We start from the raw sequence: 11383 nt of genomic DNA, 5'->3' as shown, positions 1-11383 counted from the left end.
GGCTTGTCGTGGACAGGGCGGCCATTCTATCGAAATGAAAAACAGTGTCAAACACTTTTTTCAATCTATTTCAGAACAACTTTCCTGTGAACCTCTGGTTTTCAGCTTTCTTTGCCGTAACCCCGTTCAGTGAGGCGGCATTATAGGGACTTTAATTCAGGGCGCAAGCGCATTTTCAGGTTTTTTTTGATTTTATTGTTTTTCGAACAAAAGCTCACCAAAAGCACCTCTTTTTAGCCACTAAAGTTGCTTGAATGCCCGGCTAAAAGCACTAACCCTGTCCCAATCCGTATATTCAACTTCTTTTGTCGTATCGGTTTCCCCGCCTGTCATCCGCATAATGAGTTGAATCATGGTTCGGTCAAACCAGTTGTAGCGCGGATAACGCAGCGCTCCGGCGAATACCTCCAAGAGTTTGGGGTGCCAAGGCGATTTTTGCAGGAACTTCTGCACATAGACGCTGGTCTCCGGCGTATCCTTGCCAGATTTACGCGCGGTCAGGTTTACGCAGAAGAAAGCCGTTTTATGTTTATCCAGAGCTTGCTGATTCTGCTCTACAAACTGGTACAGCTTTTTATTTAAATGGCCATATCGAACGGAAGCACCAATCAACACTCGATCATAGCGAGTGAAGTCAATCTCAGGTGACTGATGAATATCCTGGGTCTCACACAGATAGTGCCCGCCTAACTGCTGCTCTATATAGCGTAAGATTTTGATGGTTTGACCGTCACAACTGGAGTGCAGCAATAAAACCTTCTCCACACACTTCTCCTTAGTTTCGCCAGAATGTCGGGGTGAATAACACCAGTAAAGTAAAAACTTCAAGACGCCCAAACAGCATGGCCACGATTAATGTCCACTTCGCTGCGTCGTTCACCTCCCCGAAATGAACGGCAACTTGCCCTAACCCCGGGCCCAGGTTATTGAGAGTGGCAGCGACTGCCGAAAATGCCGTCAGCTCATCCATTCCCGTCCCGACCAGAACCAGCATGCAAATAACAAACACCAAAGCATAGGCGGAGAAGAATCCCCAAACCGCATCTACCACACGCTGCGGCAAGGCCTTGTTGCCTACTTTGATGGTATACACAGCACGGGGATGCACCAGGCGCTTGAGCTCCCTGACGCCTTGCAAAAACAACAGCAGTATACGAATCACTTTAATCCCGCCCCCCGTCGATCCTGCACACCCCCCTATAAAGGAAGAAAACAGAAGCAATACAGGCAGAAAAAGCGGCCATTCAGAAAAACCGGTTGTGGTAAAACCGGCTGTCGTTGAGATAGACACAGTTTGAAACAGCGCCTGATCCAGCGTTGCCCACCAGGTGTCATAGGTTTGGTGCTTCATTAGCATGCCATAGCAAATCAACAGCAGGATCAGCTGTATCACGAGAAAAGCCTTGAACTCGGGATCCCGCCAATAGGTCCGCAGGTTATGGCCACGGTTGGAAAACGCCGCAAAGTGCAATGAAAAGTTACAGGCGGAGATCAATAGAAAGACCACAGTGACCATATTAATGGCAGTACTGTTGTAATAACCGATACTGGCATCGTGCGTCGAAAAGCCACCAATAGCGACGGTCGAAAAGCTGTGTGCTATGGCATCGAAGAGATCCATCCCTGCCACCCAGAAAGCTCCGGCGCAGGCAACAGTCAGTGTCAGATAGATATACCAGAGTGTCTTGGCCGTTTCAGCAATACGGGGCGTCATCTTACTGTCCTTGACCGGTCCCGGGATTTCAGCCCGGTAAAGCTGCATACCACCGATGCCTAAGACAGGCAAGATGGCCACGGCCAGCACAATGATCCCCATACCACCAAACCACTGTAGCATTTGTCGGTAGAACAAGATGGCTTTAGGTAATTCATCAAGCCCCACAATGACGGTGGCACCCGTGGTAGTCAGTGCGGAAAACGACTCAAAAAAAGAATCAGTAAAAGAAAGATCCGGTGTCTTAGACAAAATAAAGGGCACAGCACCGGCGCTGCCGATAACTGTCCAGAACAGCACAACAATCAAAAATCCGTCACGGGCTTTCAGTTCTCGCCTTTGATGGCGATTAGGCAGCCAGAGTGCCGCCCCGCCCGCCAGCAAAATAAAGAAAGTCACCACGAAAGGGAAACCCGCACCGTCACGGTACAGCAAGGCTATAAGGGCCGGTACCAGCATAGTGACACTAAATAGCGCCAGTAACAGGCCAACGATACGGATAATGGAACGAATTTGCATAATCTAGCGGGCGCTCACTTTTAATTCTTCAAAATATTGTCTGCGTCCTGAATCACAATCCGGCCGCCACTGCGATTGATCAGCACTGCCTTGAATGTTTCGGCTAAGCGAGCATCGAGCAGAATGTCCATAGTGACATCAACCCCGTAATCAGCGCGCTGTACTTCAGCATGATGCTCAGCGATCACAGCCTCAAGTAAAGGCACCTGATTATACGCACAGCGGACATAAAGTGGTGAAGTAATGACCTTTTCTTTAGTGATGAGCACAGCAAGCGCCTGCTGCACCCCGCCGCCATACGCCTTCACTAATCCGCCCGTACCCAGCCGGATACCGCCGTAGTACCGCGTGACAACAGCGGTTATTTCACCGACCCCACTGCCACTGAGCTGGGCCAGCATAGGTTTACCCGCCGTTCCGGAGGGCTCGCCGTCATCACTGAACCCCCATGACATGGAATCTTCAGGGCGACCAGCCACGAAAGCCCAGCAATTGTGACGAGCATCTGCATGCCGTGATTTGATGCTCTGAACAAAGGCTTTCGCCGCCTCCACACCAGATGTGTGGGCTAAATAGGTAATGAAGCGGCTTTTTTTGATCTCTTGTTCGAAAACAACGGGTTCCGCTGGTATTAGATAAGGAGCCTGATCCATTTTGCCTGCTCACATCACGCCATACAAAGGCGCAAGAATAGCATAAACGCGCTCACAGATTCACAGCGAACAACAAAGAGCCGAATCGCCGTCTATCAAGCATGCTTTTCCATTCTGGTGATGAAAGTGAGTTTGGCCGATCGCTCGCCACAGCCCGCACAAATTTCAACAGGTAACGCCATTGTTATCACTTTCATGAGCTATACATGGATGAAAGCTTACCGAGAAGGCATGGTGGCACACTGCCAACCAATCACACAAATAATTGATATAAAACACAAAAAAAACAATACCGATGCCGAGGAATCTACGGAGAAGTCAAACACAAGCTACGTAAAACAACTTCAGTTACATACCAATATCAAAGTTTAAACAATTGTTTAAAATAGGTGTTGAAATCCCTTTTCAACAGGTTCAGACTAATCTTTAACCTGGTTGGAGGCCAAACCAGTCAAAATCAAACCGGCAATGAACCGGTATTCACGGAGATAGAACATGATTTACCAAGGTGAAACCCTATCCGTAAGCTATCTGGAAGATGGTATTGCGGAAATCAACTTCAATGCGCCAGGCAGCGTCAACAAGCTTGATCGCAAGACCCTGGAAAACCTCAGTGAAGCTATCAACGCGCTGTATCAGCAAAATGAACTGAAAGGCGTAATCCTGACTTCCGGTAAATCCGCCTTTATTGTTGGTGCGGACGTCACCGAGTTTCCTGACATCATGACCCAAGACGCGGATGTTCTGTCCAGCTGGCTGGCAGAAGCCAATGTCATTTTTAACCGCCTGGAAGACATCCCAGTACCGACCATTGCCGCCATTACCGGCTTTGCATTGGGTGGCGGCTGTGAGTGCGTGCTGGCAACCGACATGCGCGTTGCAGACAATACTGCGCTGGTAGGCCTGCCAGAAACCAAATTGGGCATCATGCCTGGCTGGGGGGGCTCCGTACGCCTGCCTCGCCTGATTGGCGCCGACCCGGCCATGGACATCATCGCTGGCGGCAAAGCCAAAAAAGCCGACGAAGCCTTAAAACTTGGGATTGTGGATGCCGTTGTGGCACCTGAGACCCTGCGTGACGCAGCGCTGACCATGCTGAAAGATGCCATTGCCGGCAAGCTGGAATGGCGAGCACGCCGTGAGCAGAAAAAAGCGCCACTAAAACTGAACAAAATTGAAGCGACCATGAGCTTCACTATGGCCAAAGGCATGGTGATGCAAGTTGCCGGTCCTCACTATCCTGCCCCAATCACTGCCGTTAAGTGTATTGAAAAAGCCGCTGGCATGAGCCGTGATGAAGCCCTGCAAGTTGAAAATAAAGGTTTCGTGGCACTGGCAAAAAGTGACGTCGCCCCAGCGCTTGTCGGTATCTTCCTCAATGATCAGTACATCAAAGGCAAAGCGAAGCAAGCTGCTAAAGAAGGCAAAGACACCCAACGCGCAGCCGTTCTGGGTGCCGGTATTATGGGCGGCGGTATTGCCTACCAGTCTGCATTGAAAGGCGTACCGGTTGTCATGAAAGACATCGCTCAGCCATCACTGGATCTGGGAATGAATGAAGCCTCTAAACTACTGAACAAGCAGTTGGAGCGCGGTAAGCTGAACGGCCTGAAAATGGCCAAAATCCTGGCGTCTATCCAGCCCACGCTGCATTACGCAGGCATTGAAGAAGCCGATGTGATTGTTGAAGCTGTGGTTGAAAACCCGAAGGTGAAAGCAGCAGTGCTGGCGGAAGTGGAGGAGCGTGTCGGCGACGACACTGTGATCACCTCGAACACTTCTACCATTCCAATCAACCTGCTGGCGAAATCGCTGAAGCGCCCGGAAAAATTCTGCGGCATGCACTTCTTCAACCCTGTACACCGCATGCCACTGGTTGAAATTATCCGCGGTGAGCACACCTCGGAAGAGACCATTTCGCGCGTGGTGGCTTACGCGGCCAAAATGGGCAAATCCCCTATCGTGGTCAACGACTGCCCAGGGTTCTTCGTCAACCGCGTACTTTTCCCATACTTTGCTGGTTTCAGCCTGCTGCTGCGTGACGGCGCTGATTTCACCAAAGTTGATAAAGTCATGGAGAAGAAGTTCGGCTGGCCAATGGGTCCGGCTTACCTGCTGGATGTTGTCGGTATCGACACCGCGCACCATGCACAGGCTGTGATGGCAGAAGGCTTCCCGGAGCGTATGGGTAAAGACTACAAAGATGCGGTCGACGTGATGTTCGAAAGCCAGCGTCTGGGCCAGAAAAACAGCAAAGGCTTCTATACCTACTCTGTCGATAGAAAAGGCAAGCCGAAGAAAGATCTGGCGCCAGAAGTGGCTGAGCTGCTGGCTCCTGTTGTCAGCCGTGCCGCTGATTTCAGTGATGAAGACATCATCGCCCGTACCATGGTTCCTATGATTAACGAAGTAGTGCGTTGTCTGGAAGAAGGCATTATCGCCACACCGGCAGAAGCGGATATGGCGCTGGTCTACGGCCTGGGCTTCCCTCCATTCCGCGGCGGGGTGTTCCGTTACCTGGATTCAATCGGCCTGGCGAACTATGTCGCAATGGCAGAAAAATTCGCGCATCTGGGTGCTGTTTACGAAGTCCCTGCCGGTCTTCGTGACAAAGCCGCTAAAGGCGAAAGCTATTACAACGCACCAGTAAACGCTTAAGGACGAGGAACACACACATGAATAACGTCGTAATTGTTGATTGCATCCGTACCCCTATGGGGCGTTCAAAAGCTGGTGCTTTCCGTAACAAACGTGCTGAAGATTTGTCAGCACACCTGATGAAAGGTCTGCTGGAGCGTAACCCTCAGGTTGACCCAACGGCCATTGAAGATATCTACTGGGGCTGTGTCCAGCAGACTCTGGAGCAAGGCTTCAACGTTGCCCGTAACGCAGCACTGCTGGCAGGTATCCCGCACACTGTAGGCGCCACCACCATTAACCGCCTGTGCGGTTCTTCTATGGACGCACTGCACAGCGCCACCCGTGCCATCATGGTGGGTGATGCCGAGATCTGCTTGGTCGGCGGTGTGGAACACATGGGTCACGTGCCGATGAACCATGGTGTGGATTTCCACCCTGGTCTGTCAAAATCTGTGGCTCAGGCTGCCGGTATGATGGGCCTGACGGCTGAAATGCTGGGCCGTATGCACGGCATCAGCCGTGAACAACAGGATGCATTTGCTGCACGCTCTCACCAGCGCGCCTATGCCGCTACCGTTGAAGGCCGCTTCAAAAATGAAATTCTGCCCACCGAAGGTCATGACGAGAACGGCATACTGAAAGTATTCGACTTTGATGAAGTGATTCGTCCTGAAACCACAGTTGAAGGTCTGGCAGGTCTGCGTCCTGTTTTCGACCCGGCTAACGGCACAGTGACAGCCGGTACTTCATCTGCCCTGTCTGACGGTGCTTCAGCTATGCTGATCATGAGCGAAAGCAAAGCCAAAGAATTGGGGCTGCGTATTCGTGCCCGTATCAAGTCGATGGCGGTAGCCGGTTGTGATCCATCTATCATGGGTTACGGCCCGGTGCCGGCGTCGAAGAAAGCGCTGAAACGTGCCGGCCTGACTATCGATGATATCGGCATGATCGAGCTGAACGAAGCCTTTGCTGCTCAGTCTCTGCCATGCGCCAAAGACCTGGGTCTGCTGGATGCGATGGATGAAAAAGTGAACCTCAACGGCGGTGCCATTGCACTGGGTCACCCTCTGGGCTGTTCCGGTACACGTATCTCAACCACACTGATCAACCTGATGGAACATCAGAATGTGAAATACGGCCTGGCGACCATGTGTATCGGTCTGGGTCAGGGTATTGCGACCATCTTTGAGCGCGTCGACGACTAATCCGTTATCACAACACCGATTAAGCCCGCACCTGTCGCGGGCTTTTTTATATCGATAATCAGACAAAAAGTTGTTTTATGTTCAGATATGAGACACTCTGACTCATTACAATCACAAACAGACGCTTATTCCCAGCACGGAGAACCGTAATGTTTAAGGCACTGATCCTCAACCAGCAAGATAACACCACCCAAGCTCATGTTGGTGATATTGACAGCAGCCAGCTGCCAGATGGCGATGTCACTGTGGCTGTCGACTATTCCTCGCTCAATTACAAAGATGGCCTAGCTATCACAGGCGCTGGCAAAATTATCCGCCAATTCCCCATGGTGCCGGGTATCGACTTTGCAGGTACTGTCATCACCTCCAGTGATAACCGCTACCAGGCGGGCGATCCTGTGGTACTGACCGGCTGGGGCGTCGGTGAAAACCACTGGGGCGGCATGGCTCAGCAGGCCCGTGTGAAAGCCGACTGGCTGGTTCCCCTCCCGGCAGGTTTAAACCCCGAACAGGCAATGGTTATCGGTACAGCCGGATTAACCGCTATGCTCTGTATTCAGGCGCTGGAAGATGCGGGTATCACGCCTGAGTCTGGCGAGATTCTGGTCACCGGTGCCAGCGGTGGTGTCGGCTCTGTCGCGATAACGCTCCTGGCTAAGCTGGGTTATCGCATCGCCGCTGTCACCGGTCGCGCTTCGCAAAATGGCGATCTGCTCAAACAACTGGGGGCGACTTCCATTCTTGATCGCAGTGAACTGGAAGAAGCGGCCAAACCGCTGGAGAAGCAGCGCTGGGCGGGTGCAGTCGACACTGTGGGCAGCAAAGTCCTGGCCAAAGTACTGACCCAAATGGATTATAACGGTGCGGTTGCGGCCTGCGGATTGGCTGGCGGATTTGATTTACCAACCACAGTGATGCCTTTCATCCTGCGCAATGTACGGCTGTTAGGGGTCGATTCTGTGTATTGCCCATATGAAAAACGCCAGCAGGCATGGCAGCGTCTGAGCGAATTGCTGCCGGATAGTTTTTATCAGCAAGCAGGACAACCCATTTCGCTGGAACAAGTACCGGAATATGCCCAAGCCATTATTAAGGGTCAGGTCACCGGGCGTACACTCGTAAAACTGTCCTGATAAACCATCTCTCATCACCCGGTCTGCCACACGGGCCGGGTGATTTTTTCTGTACCCCGGATAAAAAAAATCCCGCTATAAAAGCGGGGAAGCCCAAGAAAACTGGGGAGTGTAGTAGATGTGAAAGTTAGCTTTCCTCTTCTTCAAGCTCAGGAGAATGAGAGAGCTCGAGCCAGAGTCCGATCGCCGCGGCCACTAAGCCTGCCAGCGAAAAGAGAGTTAAGTCATTTGCATTGCGCAGTACAATAGAGCAGAAAGCGATAAAGCACAGCACACAGTAAATAGTCAGTCTATCCATCTGAGTAATCATCTCCACCTCCCGCGATGACAAATTGGTTAACAAGTTGTTAACTAAGTTACACATAATTGTTACCTTTGCCAACCCCCGGTTGATTGTTTATTATCCGTGAGTATGATCTGGCTCTCATTTACGATATGGCTTCACTATGATCACGAAATTTGAATCCGCCACTCACAATCTGGAAGCACAAGGACTGCGTTGTCCGGAACCTGTCATGATGGTGCGTAAAACTATTCGCAGGATGGCAGATGGCGACACACTATTAGTGCTGGCCGATGACCCATCCACAACCAGAGACATCCCCAGCTTTTGCCGGTTTATGGACCATACGCTGCTGGCGGCGGAAACAGACTCACTGCCATACCGCTTCCTGATCCGCAAAGGCAAGTCATAGCAACAAGCTACAAAAATAAGTAAGGCAGCCTAACGCTGCCTTATGACAATCTCATTAATCGCAGGCATAAGACGCCCGCTCCCTGCTTCGAACCGGATTACAGGCCAAAGGCGGCACCCAGCGCCAGTACAGCAAACAGTACAGCAGTGACTTTGCGGATTAACCCTAATGGCATTTTGTCAGCTGACAGCTTACCGATCAGTACTACAGGCACATTTGCCAGTAGCATACCAATAGTGGTGCCCAGCACGACCAGCATCAGGCCGTCATGGTATTTTGCCCCGAGCATGGTGGTTGCCACCTGGGTTTTATCACCGATTTCCGCCACAAAAAAGGCAATGAAGCTGGCAATAAACGGGCCGCGGTTTGAAATGGTTTCATCGTCATCCAGTTTATCCGGGATCAGAATCCAACCCGCCATCACCACAAAACTCACTACCAGCACCCATTTTAAAATCTCAGGCGATAAGTAATCAGCAACGACCACGCCCAACCAGGCCGCTAAAGCATGGTTGGCCAGAGTCGCCAGGAAAATGGCCAGAATGATAGGAACAGGCTTACGGTACCGACTGGCCAGTAACAATGACAGCAATTGGGTTTTGTCCCCAATCTCAGCCAGGGCGACCGTGGTAATAGAAACAGCTAAAATGCTCACGACATGCTCATTGGGGCGAGGATTATAATTTTAACCAAAGACAAACTGACACGCCCCACCCCGGTTCATGTCGATTTGCCTATGGTCTCGCCAAACTGACCGGAGTAATGGTCAGTCACAATCACCATGAAGATTTTGCTTCAATTATGTTGATGATTGTGCCGTCAGAACGGCAGGCTACTCCCCAAAGGAGCTGGCATGATAGCCAGAATGGCACCCGGAATCAAGTGACGAAAAAGGGAAGCCAATCTTCCCTTCCTTCCTGAACTCATGCTGTTGGTGTGATTAAGACGCGGTCGGGCTTAAGACAATTTCCACCCGGCGGTTCTGAGCACGCCCCTGATCGCTGCCATTGGAAGCTACCGGATGAGCTTCACCCATACCTTTCGCCAGAACACGCTGCGCCGCTACGCCCGTACGAACCAGATAGTTGCTGACTTCACTGGCACGGACCTGAGACAAGCGCAGGTTGTAAGATTCAGACCCTGTACTGTCAGTAAAACCGTAAACATTCAGCTGTGTTTTATCGTACTCCTTCACCACCAAAGCCACGTTTTGCAGTGCATTCATCGCCTGCTGGCTCAGGTTAGACTGGTCGACACCGAAAGTGATCGAGTTTGGCATGTTCAGCACAATCTGATCGCCTTCACGCGTCACACTGATACCGGTTGATTCCAGTTGCTGACGCAGTTTTGCTTCCTGCACATCCATGTAATAGCCGACACCTCCGCCCAGCGCCGCGCCAGAAGCTGCGCCGATCAGCGCCCCTTTACCTCGATCGCTTTTACTCGAAGAGGCCACACCGATAGCCGCGCCAGCAACGGCACCTATCAGAGCACCACTGGTTGATTTTGCTGTCTGATCTTCACGCGTGTAGGGATTAACTGTGGTACAGCCCGTAGCTACCATAGTAGTAACACCGGCCAAAAGGATAGCGCGTACCCACTTACGTGACATTGTTGAATGATGTTGTTGCATGTTCTTTCCCCGATAAATTGTAAGTTTGCCGAACGGAACGCCCGTTTCCGCTAGCATTATCCTGCTGCATTGTAGTCAAGTAGAGACTGCAGATATCAAAAACCTGTCAATTTTTTTACCTTGTTTCTGCTTATAGCGGAAGCCTGATGACAAAAATTTACATTCGATACTGTTATGCGCAAAAAACGTGCGCTGCCCCTACTCCCTCAAGGCGACCCAAGGTATACTGGATTGTTATCTTTTCTACTTATATCAACGGATCTCGCGAAGCTGACAATGCAAAAATACGACATCAAGACCTTTCAGGGCATGATTCTGGCGCTTCAGGATTACTGGGGCCAGCAAGGTTGTACTATCGTGCAGCCGCTGGATATGGAAGTGGGTGCCGGTACCTCGCATCCAATGACCTGCCTGCGTGCACTGGGCCCAGAGCCTATTGCGGCCGCCTATGTGCAGCCATCACGCCGCCCGACCGACGGCCGCTACGGTGAAAACCCTAACCGTCTGCAGCACTATTACCAGTTTCAGGTGATCATCAAACCATCGCCAGACAACATTCAGGAACTTTACCTGGGCTCGCTGGAAGCGCTGGGCGTAGACACGCAGGTGCATGATATCCGCTTCGTGGAAGACAACTGGGAAAACCCGACGCTGGGTGCCTGGGGTCTGGGTTGGGAAGTATGGCTGAATGGTATGGAAGTCACCCAGTTCACCTACTTCCAGCAAGTCGGCGGCCTGGAATGTAAACCAGTAACCGGTGAAATTACTTACGGTATCGAGCGTCTGGCCATGTACATTCAGGATGTCGATTCTGTTTATGACCTGGTATGGACCGACGGACCTTTAGGAAAAGTGACCTACGGTGATATTTTCCACCAGAACGAAGTAGAACAATCGACCTACAACTTTGAATACGCTGATGTCGACTTCCTGTTTACCTTCTTTGATCAATGCGAGAAAGAGTGTAAGTCACTGCTTGAACTGGAACAGCCTCTCCCGCTGCCGGCTTACGAGCGTATTCTGAAAGCTGGCCATGCCTTCAACCTGCTGGATGCCCGTAAAGCGATCTCGGTGACTGAGCGTCAGCGATATATCCTGCGCATCCGTAACCTGACCAAGCAAGTGGCTGAAGCCTACTATGCCTCTCGTGAAGCACTTGGCTTCCCGATGTGTAAAAAAGACAAGTAAGGA

The 11383-nt window shown here is 51.3% G+C and carries 12 protein-coding genes and 1 riboswitch; of the genes, 6 read left to right on the top strand and 6 right to left on the bottom strand.

Annotation, left to right across the window (positions count from 1 at the left end):
- Window positions 1–240 precede the first annotated feature (240 nt).
- Genes hemG through L6J37_RS18885 form a run of 3 tightly spaced genes read right to left on the bottom strand, consistent with a single transcriptional unit; the run spans window position 241 to window position 2886 of the window.
- Entirely contained in the window at window positions 241–765 is a 525-nt protein-coding gene (hemG, locus tag L6J37_RS18895) for a menaquinone-dependent protoporphyrinogen IX dehydrogenase (RefSeq protein ID WP_218386748.1), read from the bottom strand.
- Between the two features lie 10 nt (window positions 766–775).
- On the bottom strand, window positions 776–2233 hold the full coding sequence (locus tag L6J37_RS18890; RefSeq protein ID WP_192017668.1) for a TrkH family potassium uptake protein: 1458 nt from the start codon (window positions 2231–2233) through the stop codon (window positions 776–778).
- A gap of 20 nt (window positions 2234–2253) precedes the next feature.
- On the bottom strand, window positions 2254–2886 hold the full coding sequence (locus tag L6J37_RS18885) for a YigZ family protein (RefSeq protein WP_192017667.1): 633 nt from the start codon (window positions 2884–2886) through the stop codon (window positions 2254–2256).
- Window positions 2887–3012: 126 nt separating this feature from the next.
- On the opposite strand from L6J37_RS18885, the gene L6J37_RS18880 reads away from it, so the two are divergent.
- The 4 genes from L6J37_RS18880 (at window position 3013) to acuI (ending at window position 7864) form a co-directional block, all read left to right on the top strand.
- Window positions 3013–3258 carry a hypothetical protein gene (locus tag L6J37_RS18880; RefSeq protein WP_218386746.1) on the top strand — a complete coding sequence of 82 codons (246 nt, stop codon included), beginning with the start codon at window positions 3013–3015 and terminating at the stop codon, window positions 3256–3258.
- A gap of 123 nt (window positions 3259–3381) precedes the next feature.
- Entirely contained in the window at window positions 3382–5544 is a 2163-nt protein-coding gene (gene fadB, locus L6J37_RS18875) for a fatty acid oxidation complex subunit alpha FadB (protein WP_192017666.1), read from the top strand.
- Between the two features lie 17 nt (window positions 5545–5561).
- Complete coding sequence (fadA, locus tag L6J37_RS18870; protein ID WP_192017665.1) at window positions 5562–6731, top strand: acetyl-CoA C-acyltransferase FadA; 1170 nt, start codon at window positions 5562–5564, stop codon at window positions 6729–6731.
- Between the two features lie 149 nt (window positions 6732–6880).
- On the top strand, window positions 6881–7864 hold the full coding sequence (gene acuI / locus L6J37_RS18865) for an acrylyl-CoA reductase (NADPH) (protein ID WP_237796201.1): 984 nt from the start codon (window positions 6881–6883) through the stop codon (window positions 7862–7864).
- Between the two features lie 127 nt (window positions 7865–7991).
- On the opposite strand, the gene L6J37_RS18860 is transcribed toward acuI, so the two are convergent.
- Complete coding sequence (locus L6J37_RS18860) at window positions 7992–8174, bottom strand: hypothetical protein (RefSeq protein ID WP_027251764.1); 183 nt, start codon at window positions 8172–8174, stop codon at window positions 7992–7994.
- A gap of 136 nt (window positions 8175–8310) precedes the next feature.
- Here L6J37_RS18860 and tusA point away from each other — a divergent pair, with 136 nt between their 5' ends.
- Window positions 8311–8559: a sulfurtransferase TusA gene (gene tusA, locus L6J37_RS18855; RefSeq protein WP_192017663.1), complete on the top strand. Its 249-nt coding sequence runs from the start codon at window positions 8311–8313 to the stop codon at window positions 8557–8559.
- 97 nt (window positions 8560–8656) lie between these two features.
- Here the strand turns inward: tusA and L6J37_RS18850 are convergent, their stop codons facing one another.
- Entirely contained in the window at window positions 8657–9214 is a 558-nt protein-coding gene (locus L6J37_RS18850; protein ID WP_218386744.1) for a TMEM165/GDT1 family protein, read from the bottom strand.
- Between the two features lie 42 nt (window positions 9215–9256).
- A riboswitch (yybP-ykoY riboswitch) is annotated at window positions 9257–9405 on the bottom strand.
- Between the two features lie 94 nt (window positions 9406–9499).
- Window positions 9500–10192 carry an OmpA family protein gene (locus L6J37_RS18845; protein WP_192017661.1) on the bottom strand — a complete coding sequence of 231 codons (693 nt, stop codon included), beginning with the start codon at window positions 10190–10192 and terminating at the stop codon, window positions 9500–9502.
- Between the two features lie 276 nt (window positions 10193–10468).
- Here L6J37_RS18845 and glyQ point away from each other — a divergent pair, with 276 nt between their 5' ends.
- Complete coding sequence (gene glyQ / locus L6J37_RS18840) at window positions 10469–11380, top strand: glycine--tRNA ligase subunit alpha (protein WP_237796200.1); 912 nt, start codon at window positions 10469–10471, stop codon at window positions 11378–11380.
- Window positions 11381–11383: the final 3 nt, after the last annotated feature.

Source organism: Photobacterium sp. WH77, from assembly GCF_022014395.1.
Classification (GTDB): Bacteria; Pseudomonadota; Gammaproteobacteria; order Enterobacterales; family Vibrionaceae; genus Photobacterium; species Photobacterium arenosum.
Note: the sequence above shows the minus strand (reverse complement) of the source record. Positions and strands in the feature narration are given on the sequence as shown.